The organism is Nocardia brasiliensis NBRC 14402 (genome assembly GCF_000308475.2).
Taxonomy (GTDB): domain Bacteria; phylum Actinomycetota; class Actinomycetes; order Mycobacteriales; family Mycobacteriaceae; genus Nocardia; species Nocardia brasiliensis.
In genome coordinates, this window is the sequence record NZ_BAFT02000037.1 from 67182 (window position 1) to 88880 (window position 21699).

Annotated in this window: 20 protein-coding genes; 15 read left to right on the forward strand and 5 right to left on the reverse strand. The window is 68.4% G+C overall.

Features of this window, described 5'->3' with window-relative positions; all coding sequences use genetic code 11:
• The first annotated feature begins 118 nt into the window (after positions 1-118).
• From TY25_RS11265 to TY25_RS11320, 12 genes are all read left to right on the forward strand, one after another.
• A complete protein-coding gene (locus TY25_RS11265; protein WP_042255870.1) occupies positions 119-2350 on the forward strand; it encodes a SulP family inorganic anion transporter in 2232 nt (743 codons plus the stop codon).
• 267 nt (positions 2351-2617) lie between these two features.
• Positions 2618-4870, forward strand: coding sequence for a SulP family inorganic anion transporter (locus tag TY25_RS11270; protein ID WP_052382925.1), 2253 nt, complete (start codon positions 2618-2620; stop codon positions 4868-4870).
• Positions 4871-4963: 93 nt separating this feature from the next.
• Positions 4964-5383: a TIGR02611 family protein gene (locus TY25_RS11275; protein ID WP_042255903.1), complete on the forward strand. Its 420-nt coding sequence runs from the start codon at positions 4964-4966 to the stop codon at positions 5381-5383.
• Complete coding sequence (locus tag TY25_RS11280) at positions 5380-5994, forward strand: (2Fe-2S)-binding protein (RefSeq protein ID WP_226887251.1); 615 nt, start codon at positions 5380-5382, stop codon at positions 5992-5994. The genes TY25_RS11275 and TY25_RS11280 overlap by 4 nt, the downstream gene beginning before the upstream one ends.
• 181 nt (positions 5995-6175) lie before the next feature.
• Positions 6176-8224, forward strand: coding sequence for a threonine--tRNA ligase (thrS, locus tag TY25_RS11285; protein WP_042255873.1), 2049 nt, complete (start codon positions 6176-6178; stop codon positions 8222-8224).
• Entirely contained in the window at positions 8221-8814 is a 594-nt protein-coding gene (locus TY25_RS11290; RefSeq protein WP_042255874.1) for an ATP adenylyltransferase, read from the forward strand. The genes thrS and TY25_RS11290 overlap by 4 nt, the downstream gene beginning before the upstream one ends.
• 2 nt (positions 8815-8816) lie before the next feature.
• Complete coding sequence (pgsA, locus tag TY25_RS11295) at positions 8817-9512, forward strand: phosphatidylinositol phosphate synthase (protein ID WP_042255875.1); 696 nt, start codon at positions 8817-8819, stop codon at positions 9510-9512.
• A 43-nt stretch (positions 9513-9555) separates the two neighbouring features.
• Entirely contained in the window at positions 9556-10578 is a 1023-nt protein-coding gene (locus TY25_RS11300; RefSeq protein WP_042255876.1) for a phosphatidylinositol mannoside acyltransferase, read from the forward strand.
• Positions 10575-11699: a glycosyltransferase family 4 protein gene (locus tag TY25_RS11305; RefSeq protein WP_042255877.1), complete on the forward strand. Its 1125-nt coding sequence runs from the start codon at positions 10575-10577 to the stop codon at positions 11697-11699. The genes TY25_RS11300 and TY25_RS11305 overlap by 4 nt, the downstream gene beginning before the upstream one ends.
• Complete coding sequence (locus TY25_RS11310) at positions 11699-12742, forward strand: NUDIX hydrolase (protein ID WP_042255904.1); 1044 nt, start codon at positions 11699-11701, stop codon at positions 12740-12742. Before TY25_RS11305 ends, TY25_RS11310 begins: the two co-directional genes overlap by 1 nt.
• A 555-nt stretch (positions 12743-13297) precedes the next feature.
• The gene (gene pdxS / locus TY25_RS11315; protein WP_014986587.1) at positions 13298-14200 is read left to right on the forward strand and encodes a pyridoxal 5'-phosphate synthase lyase subunit PdxS; all 903 of its coding nucleotides are present in this window, start codon (positions 13298-13300) and stop codon (positions 14198-14200) included.
• Between the two features lie 224 nt (positions 14201-14424).
• Positions 14425-14919, forward strand: coding sequence for a WKL family lipoprotein (locus tag TY25_RS11320; RefSeq protein WP_042255878.1), 495 nt, complete (start codon positions 14425-14427; stop codon positions 14917-14919).
• Between the two features lie 36 nt (positions 14920-14955).
• Here the strand turns inward: TY25_RS11320 and TY25_RS44660 are convergent, their stop codons facing one another.
• On the reverse strand, positions 14956-15393 hold the full coding sequence (locus TY25_RS44660) for an HIT family protein (RefSeq protein WP_081868812.1): 438 nt from the start codon (positions 15391-15393) through the stop codon (positions 14956-14958).
• Between the two features lie 129 nt (positions 15394-15522).
• Positions 15523-16131, reverse strand: coding sequence for a nucleoside/nucleotide kinase family protein (locus TY25_RS11325; protein WP_169744336.1), 609 nt, complete (start codon positions 16129-16131; stop codon positions 15523-15525).
• A gap of 187 nt (positions 16132-16318) precedes the next feature.
• Here TY25_RS11325 and TY25_RS11330 point away from each other — a divergent pair, with 187 nt between their 5' ends.
• On the forward strand, positions 16319-17137 hold the full coding sequence (locus TY25_RS11330) for an acyl-CoA thioesterase (RefSeq protein WP_042255879.1): 819 nt from the start codon (positions 16319-16321) through the stop codon (positions 17135-17137).
• Positions 17138-17288: 151 nt separating this feature from the next.
• Here the strand turns inward: TY25_RS11330 and TY25_RS11335 are convergent, their stop codons facing one another.
• Positions 17289-18980: an APC family permease gene (locus TY25_RS11335; RefSeq protein ID WP_201773656.1), complete on the reverse strand. Its 1692-nt coding sequence runs from the start codon at positions 18978-18980 to the stop codon at positions 17289-17291.
• Between the two features lie 220 nt (positions 18981-19200).
• Here TY25_RS11335 and pdxT point away from each other — a divergent pair, with 220 nt between their 5' ends.
• Positions 19201-19848, forward strand: a complete 648-nt coding sequence (gene pdxT, locus TY25_RS11340) for a pyridoxal 5'-phosphate synthase glutaminase subunit PdxT (RefSeq protein ID WP_275451568.1) — start codon at positions 19201-19203, stop codon at positions 19846-19848.
• A 141-nt stretch (positions 19849-19989) separates the two neighbouring features.
• Complete coding sequence (locus TY25_RS11345) at positions 19990-20742, forward strand: YebC/PmpR family DNA-binding transcriptional regulator (protein WP_042255880.1); 753 nt, start codon at positions 19990-19992, stop codon at positions 20740-20742.
• A gap of 64 nt (positions 20743-20806) precedes the next feature.
• On the opposite strand, the gene TY25_RS11350 is transcribed toward TY25_RS11345, so the two are convergent.
• Both TY25_RS11350 and TY25_RS11355 read right to left on the reverse strand, forming a co-directional pair.
• Positions 20807-21295, reverse strand: a complete 489-nt coding sequence (locus TY25_RS11350) for an SRPBCC family protein (protein WP_042255881.1) — start codon at positions 21293-21295, stop codon at positions 20807-20809.
• Positions 21292-21648: a metalloregulator ArsR/SmtB family transcription factor gene (locus TY25_RS11355; protein WP_042255882.1), complete on the reverse strand. Its 357-nt coding sequence runs from the start codon at positions 21646-21648 to the stop codon at positions 21292-21294. Before TY25_RS11355 ends, TY25_RS11350 begins: the two co-directional genes overlap by 4 nt.
• Positions 21649-21699 lie beyond the last annotated feature (51 nt).

Consider the following 21699-nt stretch of genomic DNA (forward strand, 5'->3'; position numbering starts at 1 on the left):
CGTCACTCGGGTTTGCCGCTCTCGGGCGGTTGAGCTTCGCCCGCTGCTCGCTTTCGATGCCAGTACATGTTCCACCGATGAACCGGGACGGCGTGCGTTCGCCCGGCGAAGGAGAAATATGTCCACCGACACCGATCCTGCACCACGGACGTTGCCGCGCACTGCCTCTTTACCTGAACGCCTGGCCATTCTCGGCCGCCACGACCTGCCCGCTTCGATCGTGGTTTTCCTTGTCGCACTGCCCCTTTCCCTCGGCGTCGCGGTCGCCTCCGGTGCGCCGGTCGCCGCCGGGCTGATCGCCGCCGTGGTCGGCGGCGTGGTCGCCGGTCTGCTCGGCGGCTCGGCGGTGCAGGTGAGCGGGCCGACGGCCAGCCTCACCGTGATCGTCGCCGAGAGCGTGCACCAATTCGGCTGGGCTGCCACGTGTTTCATCACCGTCGGCGCCGGCCTCTTGCAGATCCTGTTCGGGCTCAGTCGCATAGCGCGGGCCGCGCTGGCGATCGCGCCGGTGGTGGTGCACGCGCTGCTGGCCGGTATCGGCGTGATCATCGCGCTGCAGCAGGTACATGTGCTGCTGGGCGGCGCCTCGCTCAGCTCCTCGTTCGACAGCCTCGTGCAACTGCCGCACCAGCTGATGTCGGTGCACAGCGGCGACCTGGTGATCGGCCTGGTGGTGATCGTCATCCTGGTCGGCTGGAAGTTTCTGCCGCGTCAGGTCCGGTCGGTGCCCGGGCCGCTGGTCGCGGTGGTGGTCGCGACCGTGCTGTCGCTGGTCTTGCCCACCCAGGTGGAGCGCCTGGTGCTCAACGGTTCGCTGCTGGACGCGATCGGACTGCCCGCGGTGCCGTCGGGCACCTGGACGGCGATCGCGCTGACCATGGTGACGATCGCGCTCATCGCCAGCGTGGAGACCCTGCTCTCGGCCGTCGCCGTGGACAAACTGCGCCCCGGCAGCGCGGCCAACCTCGACCGGGAACTGATCGGCCAGGGCACGGCGAACGCGGTGTCCGGCCTGCTCGGCGGCCTGCCGATCGCCGCGGTGATCGTCCGCAGCATCACCAACGCGAACGCGGGCGCGCAGACCAGGGCGGCGACCGTGCTGCACGGGATCTGGATCCTGCTGTTCTCGGTCGCGTTCGCCGGTCTGGTGCAGCAGATCCCGAAGGCGGCGCTGGCCGGGCTGTTGATCCTGATCGGCGTGCAGCTGGTCAAGCTGGCGCACATCCGGCTGGCCCGGCGCACCGGTGATCTCTACGTCTACGTCGCGACGGTGCTCAGCGTGGTGTTCCTGAACCTGTTGGTGGGCATGGTGATCGGGCTGGTGCTCTCGTTCGCGCTGCTGCTGTGGCGGGTGGTCCGGGTGACGATCGCCGCCGCGCCGGTGGCCGGTACCCGCCGCTGGGTGGTCACCATCGACGGCACCTGTACCTTCCTCGCGCTGCCGAAACTCAGCGCCGAGCTGGCGAAGGTGCCCGCGGACGCGGAGGTGACCGTCGAGATGACCGTGGACTTCCTGGACCATGCCTCCTACGAGCGGATCACCGAGTGGGCCGCGCGTCGCGAATCCGAGGGCGGTGCAGTCGAATTCGTCGAGATCGGCAGCGCGCGGATGGCGACGGCGACCGCCGGGCCGCCCGAGCGCGGACACTCCAGGAAGGTGCTCGATCAGGCGATCGGGCCGTGGCGGCGCAGCGGCAACCGGGAGGATCCGATCACGGCCGGCATCGCCGCCTACCACCGCGGGCACGCGCACCTGCTGCGGCCGCATCTGGCTGGTCTGCAGCATCGTCCCGATGCCGACTCGTTCTTCCTGACCTGCGCCGACGCGCGCGTGGTCCCGAACGTCATCACCAACAGCGGCCCCGGCGATCTGTTCACGGTCCGCAATGTGGGCAATCTGGTGCCGACCGCGGGCAGTGACGTCTCGGTGGAGGCCGCGCTCATCTACGCGTTGGAGAAGCTCGACGTGCGCGCCGTCGTGGTGTGCGGGCATTCCGGCTGCGGTGCGATGGAGGCGCTGTACCGCGACGTGCGGACCGGCCCCGGCCTGGGGGACTGGCTGGCGCACGCGCGGCCCAGCCTCGACCGGTTCCGGCTCGGGCATCCGGTGGCCGAGGCGGCGGCGTTCGCCGGCTTCGGAGAGGTGGACCAGCTCGGCATGGTGAACGTCGCGGCGCAGCTCGAGACCTTGCACGCCCATCCCGCCGTCCGGCAGGGGATCGAGGAGCGCGGCGTCGCGGTCTCGGGTCTGTTCTTCGACCTGGCCACCGCCCGGGTGATCGAGGTGACCGTGGACGGCATCGCGGAGTTCGACGATGAGGGGCGCCGTGTCGCCGCACAGCCGGTGTAACCCCCGCGACGGGCCTCGATACCGCCTTCGCAAGCTTGTGAGGCAGGCCATAGCCCTGGGAGCTGCGAATTTACGCATAGTTTGCGTAGTTCTCAGGCTTTGCTAAGTCTTTACTAATAATCTTGATTCGGTTTACATCCCGACCCGTTGCCGTGTCGGGAGAGCTGCTTCACCGCGAGAATGCCGGTTCGCGGTCGCTTGCCCTGCTGGACATTTGATCGTCAACCGACCTCGGTCCCCCGGACCGGGTTCGGCGAAGGAGAAGTCATGGCTATCGATAACGATTTAGCCCCACCGATGTCACCGCCAGTCCCCGCGGGCTCGGGTCGAAGTTCCGGACAGATGTCCGAACGTGTCCAATCGATTCTGCGCCATGACGTGCCCGCCTCGATTGTGGTCTTCCTGGTCGCGCTGCCGCTGTCCCTCGGCATCGCCCTCGCCTCCGGTGCGCCGGTCATGGCGGGTCTCATCGCCGCCGTCATCGGCGGCATCGTCGCCGGCCTGCTCGGCGGCTCCGTGCTCCAGGTGAGCGGCCCCGCGGCCGGTCTCACCGTCGTGGTTGCCGAGTCCATCAGCCAATTCGGCTGGAAGGTAACCGGTTTCATCGTCGTCGCGGCCGGTGTGCTGCAAATCCTGTTCGGCCTCAGCCGGATCGCGCGTGCCGCACTGGCCGTCGCGCCGGTGGTGGTGCACGCGATGCTCGCGGGTATCGGTATCACCATTGCGCTGCAACAGATTCACGTGCTGCTCGGCGGTTCGTCGCACAGCTCCGCGTGGAAGAACATCACCCAGCTGCCCGGGCAGCTGATGTCGCTGCACGGTGGTGACGCGTTCATCGGCGCGGTGGTCATCGCGATCATGCTGGGCTGGAAGTACATGCCCGCCAAGGTGCGTGCCGTGCCCGGACCGCTGGTCGCGGTGGTCGCGGCTACGCTGCTCGCCATGGTGCTGCCCACCGGCGCCGAGCGAATCGTGTTGAACGGCTCGCTGTTCGACGCGATCGGCCTGCCGGAACTGCCGCGCGGCGACTGGTCGGCCGTGGTGCTGATGATCATCACCATCGCCCTGATCGCCAGCGTGGAGAGCCTGCTCTCGGCCGTCGCGGTGGACAAGATGCACTCCGGTCGGCGCACCAATTTCGACCGTGAGCTGATCGGTCAGGGTTCGTCCAACGTGCTCTCGGGCCTGCTCGGCGGCCTGCCGGTGACCGGCGTGATCGTGCGCAGCGCCACCAACGTGCAGGCGGGTGCGCGCAGTCGCGCCTCCGCGGTGCTGCACGGCATCTGGATCCTGGTGTTCTCGGTGGCCCTGGCCGCCGTGGTACAGCAGATTCCGAAGGCGGCGCTGGCCGGCCTGCTGATCGTCATCGGCACGCAGCTGGTCAAGCTGGCGCATATCCGGCTCGCCCGGCGCACCGGTGACCTGTTCGTCTACTCCGCCACCATCGCCGGCGTGGTGTTCCTCAACCTGCTCGAGGGCGTGCTGATCGGCCTCGCGCTGGCGTTCGGGCTGCTGCTGTGGCGCGTGGTGCGAGTGGCGATCAACGCCAGGCAGATCCCGGGCTCGCAACGCTGGATGATCACCATCGACGGCTCCTGCACGTTCCTCGCGCTGCCGAAGCTGTCCGCGGAATTCATGAAGGTGCCCTCGGACGCCGACGTCACCGTCGAGATGACCGTCGACTTCCTCGATCACGCCGCGTTCGAGGCCATCGAGGACTGGGTGCGTCAGCAGGAAAGCAACGGCGGCAGTGTCGATTTCGTGGAGATCGGCAGTGCCAGGATGGCGCACGCCACCTCGGGTCCGCCGTCGCGCGGTTTCGGCCGCGCGGTGTTGAGCGACATCCTCGGTCCGTGGCGGCGCGACGAGCACGACGACCCGATCGCGGCCGGCGTCGCGGCCTACCACCGCAGCCATGCGCACGTGGTGCGGCCGCATCTGGACGAGCTGGTGCACAGCCAGGATCCGGATTCGTTCTTCCTCACCTGCGCCGACTCGCGCATCGTGCCGAACATGATCACCAACAGCGGTCCCGGCGACCTGTTCACCGTCCGCAATGTGGGCAATCTCGTTCCGGCCGTGGGTGATCCGTCGGTCGACGCGGCGCTCGTCTTCGCGCTGGAGGAACTGAATGTGCGCTCGATCGTGGTCTGCGGCCATTCGTCGTGCGGCGCCATGAAGGCACTGCACTCGGGCGCGCAGGCGGGTCCGGAGATCGACAAGTGGCTCGCCCACGCCCGGCCCAGCCTGGACCGGATGCACCGGGGCCACCCGGTGGCGGTGGCCGCGGCGCGCGCCGGCTTCGGCGAGGTCGATCAGCTGAGCATGGTGAACGTCGCGGTGCAGTTGGAGAACCTGCAGCGGCACCCGGCCGTGCGCAAGGCGGTCGACGAGCGCGGAGTCACCGTGTCTGGCTTGTTCTTCGATATCGCCAGCGGGCGGGTCATCGAGGTGACCGAGCACGGCCTGGCGCACATCGATGACGAAGCGGGCCAGCGGGTCATGCCCGAACTGGTCTGATCGCACGCGCATCGAACCCGCCCGCTACCACCGGGCGGGTTCGACGCGTTCGGGCCGCCCTGGCGCGGCCCGCCGACTCGTAAGCTGAGAAAGATGACCGCGGAGCTGGAAACCCGATCAACAGGCTGGCGCGCCTTCCGTGCCCGCATCGCCGAGCGCCCTACGCTGAACCTGGTCTACCGGATCGGGGTCGCGCTGGCCGGTGTCGCGGTGCTCGCGCTCGGGATCCTGGCGATTCCGTACCCCGGACCCGGCTGGGCGATCGTCTTCGCCGGACTTGGCATCCTCGCCACCGAATTCGCCTGGGCGCGCCGGGCACTCGGCTGGCTGCGCGACAAGTACCGGCAGGGTATGGCGTGGTATTCCGAACGGGGTCTCGCCATGCGGGTGTTCGCGGCCGCCGCCACCTTCGCGCTGGTCGTCGCGACGCTCTGGATATTGGGCACGTTCGGGATGGTCGGCAGCTGGATCGGAGTCGAGTGGCAATGGTTACGCAGTCCCCTGAAGTGGTGAACACCGTCCCCGGGCGCACGTTGACCGAGCCGCAGTGGCTGGCGGCGCGGATCGCGGAGATGGGGCATTCCTGGGGGACCACCTCGCCGCGGATCGCGGGCACGCTGTGGTGGTGCATGGTCGCCTCCGCGCTCGTCGAGCAGGTCGCCCGCGCCTACGCGCAGGGGCAGCCCGCGGTGGAACCGGTGCTGGACCGGTTCGACTGCGAGGTCCGGCCGGACGGCGGGGTGGAGCGCATTCACGTGCTCGCCGAGCCGGACGCCGCGGCCGAGCCCGGCGCGTCCTTGCGGGAAACCCTTACGGCGGTGATCGGTCCGGTCGCCGAGGTGTCGGGCGCGGGCGTGCCTGCGCTGTGGGCGATCGTCGCCGACGCGGTCGGGAACCGGGCGCTGGACGCCGGTGACGGCGCGGCGGGCGGCCGGTTGGCTGCCGCGATCGGCGGCAAGCTGCCGATACCCCGGTTCGTCGAGATCGGCGGCCGCACGTTCGTCAAACGGATCTCCTGCTGCCTCGTCTACGAGGTCCCCAGTTGTGAGATGTGCACCAGCTGCCCCAAGCGCCCCGCCGCCGAGCGCACCACCATGCTGGAGCGCCTGGCCGGGGAGAATTGACGTGCCCGCCTGATCAATTGCACGACTGTCGGTCCGCAATGCAAAGATTGGACGCGCCCAGTAACCGGCGCAAGACGTGGGAAGCCGGGCTAGCTAGCATGGTCGCGCCGGGACAACTGCTGTCCCGGCCATGATCCGCGGGAACCTCCCGCACCCGAGAAAAGCCAAGGAGAGCACTGCCGTGACCACCTCAGCCCGCAACAGCCCGGTGACTGTCGTTGTACAGGCCGGGACGACGGCGGGCGCCGCGGTACGCGAGGCCGGGCTGGCGACCAAGGGACCGGACACCATCGTCGTCGTGCGCGACGCCGAGGGTCTCAAGGACCTGTCCTGGACCCCGGACACCGACGTCGAGGTGCAGGCGATCGCCGCCGACACCGAGGACGGCCGCAGTGTCATCCGGCACTCCGCCGCCCATGTGCTCGCCCAGGCGGTGCAGCAGGAGTTCCCCGAGGCCAAGCTCGGCATCGGCCCGCCCATCAAGGACGGCTTCTACTACGACTTCCAGGTCGACAAGCCGTTCACCCCGGAGGATCTGGCCAAGCTGGAATCCCGGATGAAGAAGATCGTCAAAGGCGCGCAGCGGTTTTCGCGCCGCGTGGTCGAGGTCGAGGACGCCCGCGTCGAACTGGCCAAGGAGCCGTTCAAGCTGGAGCTGATCAGCGACAAGTCCGGGATCGACGATCCCGAGGTGATGGAGGTCGGCGGCAAAGAGCTGACCATCTACGACAACCTGGACCCGCGCACCGGGGAACGCGTGTGGGGCGATCTGTGTCGTGGCCCGCACATCCCGACCACCAAGTTCATCCCGGCATTCAAACTCACCCGCAGCTCGGCCGCCTACTGGCGCGGCGATCAGGACCGGGAAGGCCTGCAGCGCATCTACGGCACCGCATGGGAGTCGCAGGAGGCGCTCGACGAGTACCTGCACCTGCTGGCCGAGGCCGAGCGCCGCGACCACCGCAAGCTCGGCCTGGAACTCGACCTGTTCAGCTTCCCCGACGAGCTCGGCTCCGGCTTGCCGGTGTTCCATCCCAAGGGCGGCATCATCCGCAAGGAGATGGAGGAGTACTCGCGGCGCAGGCATGTCGCGGCGGGCTACGAATTCGTCAACACCCCGCACATCACCAAGGGCCACCTGTTCGAGGTCTCCGGTCACCTGGACTGGTACCGCGACGGCATGTTCCCGGCCATGCACCTGGACGCGGAGCTGAACGAAGACGGCACCGTCCGCAAGCCCGGCCAGGACTACTACGTCAAGCCGATGAACTGCCCGATGCACAACCTGATATTCCGTGCGCGCGGCCGGTCGTATCGGGAACTTCCGTTGCGGCTCTTCGAATTCGGCTCGGTGTACCGCTACGAGAAGTCCGGCGTCATCCACGGCCTCACCCGGGTGCGCGGCATGACCCAGGACGACGCGCACATCTACTGCACCAAAGAGCAGATGCACGCCGAACTGACCAGCACACTGGAGTTCGTGCTCGGTCTGCTGAAGGACTACGGTCTCGACGACTTCTACCTCGAGCTGTCCACCAAGGACCCGAAGAAGTTCGTCGGCTCCGACGAGATCTGGGAGGAGGCCACCGAGACGCTGTCCAAGGTGGCCTCGGCCTCCGGCCTGGAGCTGGTGCCGGATCCGGGCGGCGCCGCGTTCTACGGGCCGAAGATCTCCGTGCAGGCCAAGGACGCGCTGGGCCGCACCTGGCAGATGTCGACCATCCAGCTGGACTTCAACCTGCCGGAACGGTTCAACCTCGAGTACACCGCGTCCGACGGCACCAAGCAGCGGCCGGTGATGATCCACCGCGCGCTCTTCGGTTCCATCGAACGTTTCTTCGGCGTGCTCACCGAGCACTACGCGGGCGCGTTCCCGGCCTGGCTGTCGCCGGTGCAGGTGGTCGGCATCCCGGTCGCGGAAGCCTTTGCGCCGCACCTGGATCAGGTGATCGAGCGGCTGCAGGACGCGGGCGTGCGGGCGCAGGTCGACCGCAGCGACGACCGGATGCAGAAGAAGATCTTCAACAACACCGCGCAGAAGGTGCCGTTCATGCTGCTCGCGGGCGAGCGTGACGTCGCGGCCGGCGCGGTGAGCTTCCGGTTCCGCGACGGCACCCAGGTCAACGGGGTGCCGGTCGCGGACGCGGTGGCCACCATCGTGGCGTGGCTCGAGCACCGGGAGAACGCGTCACCGACCGCTGAGGGCTTCGAGATCAAGGGCACAGGATGACCGAACGCACGGTGCCGGATGGCCTCGGCGAACTGAACGACGCCGGCGAACAGGGCAGCATCGTGGATCGCGGTGCGGGCGAACCGGATCGGTTGCAGCGGCTGTGGACGCCGTACCGGATGTCCTACATCGCGGAGGCCGCGGCCACCGATCCCAGCTCGACCGGGCATCCGTTCACCGACATCCCGAAGATGTCCGACGAGGACGGCCTGGTCATCGCGCGCGGCGAGCTGGTGTACGCGGTGCTCAATCTCTACCCGTACAACCCCGGCCACATGATGGTGGTGCCGTACCGCAAGGTCGCCAACCTCGAGGATCTCACCGATCCCGAGAGCGCCGAGCTGATGGCGTTCACCCAGCAGGCCATCCGGGTGATGAAGCGGGTGTCGCGGCCGCACGGGTTCAATGTCGGGCTGAATCTCGGCGGCGTGGCCGGGGGCTCGCTGGCCGACCACCTGCACCAGCACATCGTGCCGCGCTGGGGTGGTGACGCCAACTTCATCACCGTGGTCGGCGGCGCGAAGGTGATGCCGCAGCTGCTGCGCGAGACGCGCGCGCTGCTGTCGGCGGCCTGGAAGGAAGTCGACTAGAAGTGCTGAGCTTCTTCGGCCGCGACACGTTCGCCAAAGCGACTGCGCCGCTGGGCAAAGCGCTGGTGAGCACCGGACTCACCCCGGATGCGGTGACGGTCATCGGCACCACCGCCTCGATCCTCGCCGCGGTTACCCTGTTCCCCACCGGGCATCTGTTCTGGGGAACCATGGTGATCTGGTTCTTCGTCATGTTCGACATGCTCGACGGCGCCATGGCCAGAGCGCGCGGCGGCGGCACGAAATACGGTGCGGTGCTCGACGCCACCTGCGACCGGGTCGCCGACGGCGCGATCTTCGGCGGTCTGGCCTGGTGGGCGGTGTATCACGAGCACCATCAGCCGCTGTTCGCCGCGACGCTCGTGGTGCTGGTGACCTCCCAGGTGATCTCGTACGCGAAGGCGCGCGCCGAAGCCAGCGGGCTGTCCGCCGACGGCGGCATCATCGAGCGCCCGGACCGGCTGATCATCGTGCTCGTCGGTGCCGGATTCACCGGAATCGGCGGATACTGGGGACTGGACTGGCTCACCTACGCGGTGCACGTCGCGATGTGGATCCTGGCGGTGCTCAGCATCGTCACGGTGTTCCAGCGGGTGCTCGCGGTCCGTAGATCCCCGGGCGCGCGGGACGTGATCACGCCCGCGCGGCCGGAAAACCCCACGGCGGGCACGGCGAACGCGACGGAGCTGCCGTCGTGAGACTGCCGCCGGGTGCCGGTGGCGTGGTGTGGGAGGCAGGGGTATGACATTCGGGGAGCGGATCGGCGACGCCGGGTACGCAGCGGGCTGGCGGCTGGTGCGGGCATTGCCCGAATCCACGGCGCGACGATTGTTCGACTGGGGTGCGGATCGGGTGTCGCGCAAGGCCAATCGCGCCTTCCGCGCGGGCGGTGCGCCGAACCAGCTGCGCCGCAATCTTGCTCGCGTGCTCGGCGGCACTCCGGCCGACGTGCCGGACGAGCTGATCCAGGCGAGCATGCGCTCCTACGCCCGATACTGGCGCGAGGCCTTCCGGCTGCCGTCGATGGACCACGCCGCGATCGGTGCGCTGCCGGTCGCCGGGACCGAACACCTCGAGGCGGGGCTGGCCGCCGGACGCGGGGTGATCCTGGTGCTGCCGCACTCCGGCAACTGGGACATGGCCGGGGTCTGGCTGGTGCAGAACCACGGCACCTTCGCCACTGTCAACGAACGTCTGAAGCCGGAGTCGCTGTACAAGCGATTCCTCGCCTACCGGGAGAGTCTCGGGTTCGAGGTGTTCCCGTTGACCGGCGGTGAGCAGCCGCCGTTCGTGCAGCTGACCGCGCGGCTGGCCGAGAACAAGGTCGTCTGCCTGATGGGGGAGCGCGACCTGACCGGGCGCGGCGTGCCCGTGACCTTCTTCGGCGAGCGCACCTGGCTGCCGGCCGGCGCCGCCAAACTGGCCGCGCAGACCGGCGCGGCCATGCTGCCCGTGCACACCTGGTTCACCGCCGACGGCGTGGAAGCTTGGGGTATGAAAGTCGAGGCGCCCGTGGATGTTTCGCAGGGAGTCGCGGTCGCCACCCAGACGCTGGCCGACCGGTTCGCCGCGAACATCGCGGCGCATCCGGCGGATTGGCATATGCTGCAACCGATGTGGGAGGGCGATCTGTCCGAAGAGCGGCTGGCCCGGATCGCGGCGGCGCAGCGCGAGCACGGCGTGCCGGCACCCGGCAGCGCGGCCCCGGCCGAGGATTCGGCGGCGCGCACGGACACGACGGCGCCGACGGATGGGTCCGCATGAAAATCGGCATGGTCTGCCCGTATTCGTTCGACGTCCCCGGCGGCGTGCAGGCCCACGTGGTCGAGCTGGCCAGGGTGTTCATCGAGCGCGGCCATCGGGTGAGCGTGCTCGCGCCCGCCGCCGAGGACACCCCCCTGCCGGATTTCGTGGTGTCCGCCGGTCGCGCGGTGGCGATCCCGTACAACGGGTCGGTGGCGCGGCTGTCCTTCGGGCCCATGGCCTACACCAGGATTCGGCGCTGGATCGACGGCAACGATTTCGACGTGCTGCACATCCATGAGCCGAACGCGCCGAGCCTGTCGATGCTCGCGTTGAAGATCGCCGAGGGGCCGATCGTCGCGACCTTCCACACCTCGACCACGAAATCGTTGGTGCTCAGCACTTTTCAGGGCGTGCTGCGGCCCTATCACGAGAAGATCAGCGGCCGCATCGCCGTCTCCGAGCTGGCGCGGCGCTGGCAGGTGGAGGCGCTCGGCTCCGATGCCGTGGAGATTCCCAACGGCGTCGACGTGCCCGCGTTCGCACGGGCGCCGATGCTGCCCGGCTATCCGCGCCCGGGTCGCAGCGTGCTGTTCCTCGGCCGCTACGACGAGCCGCGCAAGGGGATGGACGTGCTGCTCGGCGCGCTGCCCGCGCTGGTGCGCAAGCATCCCGACCTGGAGATCCTCATCGTCGGCCGCGGTGACGAGGAACGGCTGCGCCGCGAGGCCGGCACGAATGCCGGACATCTGCGCTTCCTCGGGCAGGTGTCGGACGCGGAGAAGGCCTCGGCGATGCGCAGCGCCGACGTCTACGTCGCGCCCAACCTCGGCGGGGAAAGCTTCGGCATCATCCTGATCGAGGCGATGGCGGCCGGAACCGCGGTGGTGGCAAGCGAATTGGACGCCTTCCGCCGGGTGCTGCGCGACGGCGCGGCGGGAGTGCTGGTGCCCGTGGGTGATTCGGCCGCGCTGGCGACCGCCATCGACGACATGCTCACCGACGACGCACGGCGCGCGGCGCTGGTGCACACCGCCACCCAGGTGGTCGGCGAATACGACTGGCCGGTGGTGGCCGAGCAGATCCTGCGGGTCTACGAGACGGTGACCGTCGGCGACACCAGGGTGCGGGCCGCCGGATGATCACCTTCTCCGCGACCACGGTCCTCGTTCTCGCGCTGATCGCCGCGGTCGTCATCGCGATCGGTCTCTGGGCGTACTCGACCGCGAACCGGCTCGACCGGCTGCACGTGCGCTCCGACCAATCCTGGCAGGCGCTCGACGCCGCGCTGTCGCGGCGGGCGGTGGTGGCCAGGGCGGTCGCCTCCGCGCTCGCCGATCCGGGTTCGGATCCGGCGACGCTCGACCGGGCCAAGCTCTTGGCGGTACTCGCAGACCGGGCCGAGCGCGCCGGGCGCCTCGACCGGGAAGCGGTGGAAAACCAGCTCTCCGCAGCACTTTCGGCGGTCGACAGCGCACAGCTGCGGCCGCAGATGGTGGCCGAGCTCGCCGACGCCGAAGCCCGCGTGCTCATCGCCCGGCGGTTCCACAACGACGCGGTCCGCGACACGCTCGCGCTGCGCACCCGCAGGCCGGTCCGCATCCTGCACCTCGGCGGCACCGCCCCGTTGCCCACGTATTTCGAGATCACCGAGCGGGCCACCCCGGCCGCCGCGACCGGGCTCGACGTCGACACGACCCGCACCACCGCCCGGATCGTGCTGTTCGACGAGAACGATCGCACCCTGCTGATGCGCGGCAACGATCCCAAGACGCCCGATACCTCGTTCTGGTTCACCGTCGGCGGCGGCGTGGAGCCGGGGGAGAGCCTGCGCGACGCGGCCGTGCGCGAGCTGTACGAGGAGACGGGGTACAAGGCGGACCCGGAAAGTCTGCGCGGACCCCTCTGGCGCCGGGTCGCGGTGTTTCCCTTCGACGGCGACCTCATCCGCTCCGAAGAACTCTTCTTCGCGCTGCGCGTCCCGGGCTACGAACCGCAGGCCACGAATCTCACTGCGATAGAACGTCGTTCGATCACCGGCAACAAGTGGTGCACGGCGGCCGACATCGTCGCGCTGGACCGCTCCGGCGAAACCGTCTACCCCTACAACCTCGATGAGCTGCTCGCTGAAGCGGCCGCGGCGGCCTCCGCCACCACCGATCCGGAAGTCCGCTCCATTCGCTAGTTTTCGCGTCGGCGGGTGTGATGTGGTTCACGATCGTGCTACGGTCGCGACTGGATCGGCGCGGCATGGGTAGTGCTACTGGAACGGCACGCTCGGTGCTGCGGTCCCCGCGTCACCGCGGGGAGAACGTTGGGCTCGCGGAGGTAACCAAGTACATGTCCTACCTGTTGTTCGATTTCCTGCTGCCGATCATCGGCCCGTCCGCCGCCGAGTATTGGGCTTCGATCTTCGTGGTCGGCCCGCTGTGAGCGGTTCCCGGTAGTACGTCTCGCGAGTCCCGGCTTTTCATCCCGCATGCGGTGAGAGCCGGGACTCTGCGTGTGTGCGGATCGGTGCCCGGGGCGGTCGGCGCGCTGGAAGTTAGCGAAGCGGCCGAGCGACCCGCGGAAGCTGCGATCGGACCGGTCCAGTACGGGCCTCGGCGGGCATCCTCGCTGGTAGCCGACAAGGCCAGTCATCTCCGACTGGCTATCAAGTGGCCTGGGTGGCCCGCATAGAATTGGGTCGATTCGATCCCTTGCGACCCGATTGGCGCAGATGACCCAGGAGTTTGCCGTGACGACGCCCGAGACCACCCAGACCGTCGGTACCGCCCGTGTGAAGCGCGGGATGGCCGAGATGCTCAAGGGCGGGGTGATCATGGACGTCGTCACCCCCGACCAGGCCAAGATCGCCGAAGACGCGGGCGCGGTCGCGGTGATGGCGCTGGAGCGGGTGCCCGCCGACATCCGCGCGCAGGGCGGCGTGTCCCGGATGAGCGACCCCGACATGATCGACGGCATCATCGCCGCCGTCTCCATCCCGGTCATGGCGAAGGCGCGCATCGGCCACTTCGTGGAGGCGCAGATCCTGCAGAGCCTCGGCGTCGACTACATCGACGAGTCGGAGGTGCTCACCCCCGCCGACTACGCCAACCACATCGACAAGTGGAACTTCACCGTGCCGTTCGTCTGCGGTGCCACCAACCTCGGTGAGGCGCTGCGCCGAATCACCGAGGGCGCGGCCATGATTCGCTCCAAGGGCGAGGCCGGCACCGGCGACGTCTCCAACGCGACCACGCACATGCGCAAGATCCGGCAGGAGATCCGCAGGCTGTCCTCGCTGCCCGCCGACGAGCTGTTCGTCGCCGCCAAGGAGCTGCAGGCGCCGTACGAGCTGGTTCGTGAGGTCGCCGAGACCGGCAAGCTGCCCGTCGTGCTGTTCACCGCGGGCGGCATCGCCACCCCGGCCGACGCCGCGATGATGATGCAGCTCGGCGCCGAGGGCGTGTTCGTCGGCTCCGGCATCTTCAAGTCGGGCAACCCGGCCGAGCGGGCCGCCGCCATCGTCAAGGCCACCACCTTCCACGACGATCCCGACGTGCTCGCCAAGGTCTCGCGCGGACTCGGCGAGGCGATGGTCGGCATCAACGTCGAAGAGCTGCCCGTCGACCACCGGCTGGCCGAACGCGGCTGGTGAGTGCTCGCCCGACGCGGGCATGACATGCGCACGAGCAGGGGCCTGCCAGGTCCCTGCTCGTTCTGCGTTTCGGCGGCGACTCTGTCCCCGGCCACAGACGGGCCTTACTGTTTCCACAATTGCGTTGACTACCTTCGCGTTTCGATGCCCGTCGACGCCGTTGGGTGGTTGGTGCCGCATCACTGTCAGGTGACCTGTACCAGCCGAGCGCAAAGGACGAGTAGTTGAAGCTTCGTAAGACCGGACGTATGGCGATCGCCGGCCTGGCCGTGGTGGCCGCCCTGGGGCTCACGGCCTGTGGTAGCGACGATCCGAAAGATCCGCCCAAGCCCTCGCGCACCACTACCAGCGCGACCGCCGCGCCGAACCTCCCCGTCACGCCCACCGCCGACCAGCTCAACGCCCTGCTGCAGCGCGCCCTGGACCCCGCGGTGCCGAGCGCGGAGAAGCTGGAACTCGTCCAAGGCATCGAAGCCGACCCCGACCTGCCCAACCGCCTCGCCCAGGCCTACAAGGACGCGAACGCCAAGGCCGAGGTCGTCGGCGTCACCGCCTTCGGCGAATCCGTCAGCGCCCAAGCGAAATTCACCATCGGCGACCAAACCAACATGGTCGACGTCCCCTTCGTCGCCGACGGCGGCAAATGGAAGGTCCAGAAAACCTGGGCCTGCCAAGCCCTAACCACCCTCGGCCAGCAATCCCCAGCCTGCGCAGCCTGACCCCTACCGGACACCCGGCGTCATTCACGTTGTCCGTCAGCGAAAGTGCGTGGAAAGGCGTGCGCACAAGGAGATCAGGTCTGTTGCAGTGATGCGCGGCCCGTCGGGCCACGAGTCGACGTCGTGCCATGGGATAGCCGCCGGAGTGCCTGGGGGACGGGCGAATACGCGTTGGTGGAAGTGCGGGACCGACCGCCCGGTGACCGTTGAGAAGACCAATTCTGGTGCTAGTTCTTCTTGTAGCGCTCGGGCGGCGCGGGTTGTCGCGCGGCCGACCGCAGCCGCTTCCTGGTCGGTGAGCGACGCGAGGTTCGGCGTGTGCCTACGGGTTTCTATCAGCAGATAGCCGGGGACGGGTTGCCGTCTGCCGAGCGATCTATGGGTGACGATCACCAGGTCGTCCGTATAGATCAGCGGACGTAGTAGAGGGCTGAGTCCCCGGTGTTTGGTGCAGACCTGGCATTCGCTCTCCACGGCGTCACAGTACCGAGGCTCGATGCCCGGGGGAGATCGTCGAGAACATGTTGTTACCTAGATATTCGCATCTGACTATGTCTACGCGGCATTGCGTGATCAGGTGAAAGGCGAAAAGAAGCAGGGAGGTCAGTCGGGGAGACGGAGGGCTGGGCGGGTGGGGTGGTCCCAGCGGGTGAAGAAGGTTGGGGTGGTGGGGGTTTCGTGGTGGTGGCGGAGGGCGGGGAGGGTCCAGTGGAGGTCGGGTGGGGTGGTGCGGCGCAGGGCCGGTTCGGACATGTCGAGGCGGATGCTGAGGTCGAAGGGGAGGGAGCGGCCGAGCAGCATGGGGCCCGCGATCAGTAGGACGGTGGCGGGGAGGGCGGTTCGGATGGTGGCGCGGGCGGAACGGTCGGTGGTCTCGTCCCAGAGGGCGGGCAGCCAACGGCCGTCGGCATGCAGCGCGTCGATCGCTTCGCGGCGCAGCGCGTCATAGTCGAACCACGCGGTGCGGTAGGACAATTCGTCGCTGCCGAACTCCATGCGCAGCGAAGCCGGACGCACATAGTCGTGCAGCGAAACCACCTCCGCGGGCCGGCCTGTGTCGCGCAGTGCGTCGGCGATCCGCCGCGCGAACTCGACGGGCGCCGCGGCATCCGCCCCGTCCACGGCGACCACCCGATGCCCGCCCAGCTCTCGCAACCGATCGACAACCTGCGCGACGAGAGCTTCCTGCGTGATCGGAACGAACTGCGGCACCACCCCATCCAACAGGAACCCGAAGCGAGCTCGCCGCGGTGTCCAGGGTTCCCGCACCCTTTTCGTGTTCCCGCACCGTGACTCGCCGCGTGACTCGCCGTGTTCGGCGTCGAATGGGGTGCGGGAGTGTGTGGGGGACCTGGTAGCCGGGGGTGGGCTGGGCGGCGGGGGGAGTTAATCTCAGCCCATGGCGACAATCGAAGAGGCGCTGGAGATCGAGCGGCTCGAGCGCGACATCTTCCGTGGCGCGTCCACGAAGACTCAGCTCCCGCGCACCTTCGGCGGGCAGGTTGCCGGCCAGGCGCTGGTGTCGGCGGTGCGCACGGTGGAGGAACGGTTCCAGGTGCATTCGCTGCACGGGTACTTTCTGCGTCCGGGCAACCCGGATCAGCCGACGGTGTATCTGGTGGAGCGGATCAGGGACGGCCGCTCGTTCTGCACCCGGCGGGTGACGGGCGTGCAGGACGGTGCCGCGATCTTCACCATGTCGGCCTCGTTCCACATCGGCGACGAGGGCCCGGAGCATCAGGACGAGATGCCGGCGGTGCAGGCGCCGGACGATCTGCCCGACGCGAGCATCACGATGAGCCCGGAACGCCTGTGGGCGATGCGGGAGTGGGAGCACTGGGACATCCGGACCGTGCCGCACGAGCAGGTGGCGCGCCGCGACGGTGCGGTGTCGCAGCAGCAGGTGTGGTTCCGGTACCGGCATCCGCTGCCCGACGATCCGCTGTTCCACGTCTGCACGTTGGCGTACATGAGCGATATGACGTTGCTGGGCTCGTCGAAGGTCACCCACCCGGACGAGCAGACGCAGAACGCGTCACTCGATCACGCGATGTGGTTCCTGCGCCCCTTCCGTGCCGACGAATGGTTGCTCTACGACCAGTCCTCCCCGTCCGCGGGCTTCGGCCGCGCCCTCACCGGCGGCAAGATCTTCAACCTCCGCGGCGAAATGGTCGCCGCCGTCGTCCAGGAAGGCCTGATCCGCACCCTGCGCGAGTAGCCCCGCGCACATATTCGCGTCCCGCGCGCTGTTTCGTCGGCGAATTGGTGCGCGCCGTGGCGAAACCCGCGCGTGAGCGGACGTTTGTCGACCGCGGGGTGTGGGTGTGGCCGACCCACACCACCGCGGCCGCCTGAATTCACTCAGGTTTTCAGCCCACCTGGACGCGCAGGTGGCAGACCACTGTGTCGGACATACGGCGGAGCACGCGTTCGAGTTCATCGCTGCGGTGACTGGGCAGGACCCGGTTCCAGCCGGCCGGCGGGTCGACTTCGGCGATGACGACGACCTTGCGTCTGCCCGCGAAGTTCTCCCGTACGTAGCGCGCGACCGGCCCGCCGACGGTGGCGTCGCTGTCTTCGAGCAGCACCAGCCGGACCTCCGGATGCCACGCCTCCCACGCTTTGGTGAAGGCTTTCGCGGACTCGCCGGGCAAGCAGACATGCACCGCGACAATGTCTTTGCCGATCGACATGGCCGCGGACAGCGCCTCGCAACTGAGGTCGGAGACTTCCGAGACCGGCACCACGATGACGGCTTCGCGGGCGCGCGGTGGCGGCGGCACCTCGTCGGAGCGCCGGCATGCGCCGATCTTGCGGTAGGCGCCGCGAATTCGTTCCATGCCGACCACCAGCGCGGGCAGGATCAGCACAATCAGCCAGGCCCCCGCCGTGAATTTCATTGCGGTGGTGACGATCGCGGCGACGAAGGTGAGCGCCGCGCCGAATCCGTTGAGCGCCAGCCGGGCTCGCCAGTGCGTCGTCCTGGCGATCCACCAGTGCCGCACCATGCCGACCTGCGCGATGGTGAAGCCGACGAACACCCCGATCGCGAACAGCGGCACCAGCGCGTTCATATTGCCGTCGGCACCGGCCAGCAGCACGCAGGCGGCGACGGCGAGGGTGAGCACGCCGTACCGGTACACCTGTCGCGGCGAGCGGACCGCGAACCGGTGCGGCAGGCAATTGTCGTCGGCGAGGATCTTGGTGAGGGTGGGCAGCCCGCCGTAGGAGGTGTTCGCGGCCAGCGCCAGCAGTACCACGGTCGCGAATTGCACCACGTAGTAACCGATTCCGTGCCCGAGCGCGGCCTCGGTGAGCTGGGACAGCACCGTAATCCCGTCGATCGGACGCACCTGGAACTTCTCGATCAGTACCGCGAGCCCGATCAGCATGACGCCGAGCAGCGCGCCGAGGGCGACCTCGGCCCGTTGCGCGCGAACCACTTTCGGCGCTTCGAAGCTGGGTACCGCGTTCGCGATCGCCTCGACGCCGGTCAGTGCGGCGCATCCGCTGGAGAACGCTTTGAGCAACAACAGAACTCCGACGGTGTGCGCGTCGAGCACGGTCGCGGTGCCCTGGCTGACGCTCGCGGGTTCGGTATGCAGCAACCCGGCGACAATAACGGTCAGGATGCCGGTCACGAAGATCACGGTCGGCACCATGAAGGCCCGCGCGCTCTCGGTGATCCCGAGCAGGTTCAGCGCGGTGATCCCGGCCAGCACGGCCAGGCAGATCCACCGCGTGTACGGCAAAAGCGCCGGAAAGGCCGAGGTCAATGCCGCGACACCGGCGGCGATCGAGACGGCGACGTTCAAGACGTAGTCGATGATCAAGGAGGCCGCGGCGGTGAGGCTGGTGCGATGCCCGAGGTGCGCCTTCGCCACCGCGTACGCCCCGCCACCGTTCGGGAACGCCGCGATGACCTGCCGATAGGACGCGACGAGGACCGCGAGCAGCGCCGCGATCGCCAGCGTCACCGGCAAGGTCAGGCCGAGTCCCGCGCCGCCCGCGGCGGCCAAGACCAGCACGATCGCCTCCGGTCCATAGGACACCGACGCCATCGCGTCCAGGGACAGTCCGGCCAGGCCGGTCGGCACGGTGAGTCCGCGGCGGGCCGGGGCGGGACTCGCATCTCCGCGCGGTGCGGGCACTTTGCGCGGCAACACAGCAATCACACGGTCGAGTGTCATCCCGCCCACGGCCGCCCGACCCCGGCGTTGACGGAACCCTGACGGACACCGTGAGCAGGCCCACACCGCGGCGGATCGTAAACTTTTCCGGGTGAACGCTTCCCCGGTCGCCGCACCCACCGTCGCGGACTCCCTGCCGTCGCGTCCGACCGTGGGCGTGCTGGCTTTGCAGGGCGATGTCCGTGAGCACATCGCGGCGCTCGAACACTGCGGCGCTGAGCCGGTTCTGGTGCGCCGTGCGTCGGAGTTGGCCGCGGTGGACGCGCTGGTGCTGCCGGGCGGCGAATCGACCGCGATCAGCAAACTGCTGGAAGCCTTCGAACTGCTGGAGCCGGTGCGGGCGCGACTGCGTGACGGCATGCCCGCCTTCGGTTCCTGCGCGGGCATGATCCTGCTCGCCGACGAGGTGCTCGACACCAGGCCGGACGCGAAACACCTGTCGGGTATCGATATGACGGTGCGCCGCAACGCGTTCGGGCGACAGGTCGACTCCTTCGAGGTCGACCTGGAGTTCACCGGCTTGGACGACGGCCCGGTGCGGGCGGTGTTCATCCGCGCGCCGTGGGTGGAACGCGCGGGCGACGGCGTCGAGGTGCTCGCGACCGTGCCCGACGGACCGTTCGCCGGGCGCATCGTCGCTGTGCGCCAAGGGAACGTGCTCGCGACGTCGTTCCATCCCGAGGTCACCGGCGATCTGCGGGTGCACCGCCTGTTCGTCGACCTGGTGCGGGCCGCGTAGTCCGCATGCTCGCCGAACTCCGCCGCAGGGCTGCGGTCGGACTCGGTCCGGTGGCGTCCACTAAGCTGGAGAAGTTGTCCTTCCGGCTCGGCCGGTACGGTACAACCACCAAACGTGCCATCGACCTGAAGGAAGTAGGGAATGAGCGGCCACTCCAAATGGGCCACCACCAAGCACAAGAAGGCGGGGATCGACGCGAAGCGCGGCAAGCTCTTCGCCAAGTTGATCAAGAACATCGAGGTGGCGGCCCGCACGGGTGGTAGTGACCCCGCAGGCAACCCGACGCTCTACGACGCCATCCAGAAGGCGAAGAAGTCGTCGGTGCCCAACGACAACATCGAACGCGCCCGCAAGCGCGGTGGTGGTGAAGAAGCCGGCGGCGCCGACTGGCAGACCATCATGTACGAGGGCTACGGCCCCAACGGTGTCGCCGTGCTGATCGAGTGCCTCACCGACAACCGCAACCGCGCCGCGGGCGAGGTGCGCGTCGCGATGACCCGCAACGGCGGCAACATGGCCGATCCGGGCTCGGTGTCCTACCTGTTCCACCGCAAGGGCGTGGTGACGCTCGAGAAGAACGGCCTGTCCGAGGACGACGTGCTGATGGCCGTGCTCGACGCGGGCGCCGAGGAGGTCAACGACCTCGGTGAATCGTTCGAGATCATCAGCGAGCCGGGCGACCTGATCCCGGTCCGCAAGGCCCTGCAGGCCGCCGAAATCGATTACGACTCCGCCGAATCCGGCTTCCAGCCGTCGGTGTCGGTCGCGGTCGACGCCGACGGCGCCCGCAAGGTGTTCAAGCTGGTCGACGCGCTCGAGGACAGCGACGACGTACAGAACGTGTACACAAACGTCGATATCTCCGATGAGGTACTGGCCCAGCTCGACGAATGACGTACAGAACGTCGCAGCACCATATGGTCGATATCTCGGATGAGGTACTGGCCGAGCTCGACGACTAGAGCTCGTCGTAATACTGCTGCATCGAGGGGTAGTACTCCTCGAAATCGGGGCGGTCCGTGTTTTCGCGGGCCGCCCCGAGCGCGTCCAGGTAGTACTCCCAGCCGGGGCCGACCTGGCCGATCGGCGCTTCGGGCTCGAGATGGTGGATGAAGACCAGTTCGGTGACGCCGGAGGTCTCGGTGAGCACGACCTCCAGCTGCCAGGTGCCGAAATCGTCCTCGGTGGTGAGCGCGAGGCGGCGAGGCGGTTCGCACGCGTCGATCTTCGCGTCGCACCAGCCGGCGCCCTCTTCGAACAGCATCTGCACCTTGATCCGGCTGCCCGCGCCCGGCGTGCCCTCCCACGGGCCGAACCAGCGTGCGGTGCGGTCGGATTCGGTGACGCTGGCCCAGACGTCGGCGATCGGCGCGCGATAGGTCCTGGTGAGGACGAGGTCGCGGCGGCCGCCGGTGCGATCGACGCGGCCGGTGGGGGTGCGGGTCATGCGGTGTTCTCCTTCGGTTCGGTCTGCCGGGCACGGTGCTCGCGGCGCGTGCGGTAGACCTCGGTGTCGAGTGCGTCGAGCCTGCGCTCCCACGCGGACGTGGTGTCGAAGCGAGCGATCCACGCGGCGAGGTCGCCGAGCGGGGCCGGGTCGAGCAGGTAGAACCGCTGCCTGCCGACGAGTTCGGCACGGACCAGGCCACTTTCGCGCAGGACGCGCAGGTGCCTGCTCACCGCGGGTCTGCTGATCTCGAACTGCTGGGCGATATCCCCGGCGGTGAGCCGGGTGTCGCGCAACATCTCGAGGATCTGCCTGCGCACCGGATCGGCTATCGCGCCTGCTATTTCGTCCACGGGACTGCTTCTTCCACGACAAAAGCGTAACCACTTGGTTACGCGTTTGTC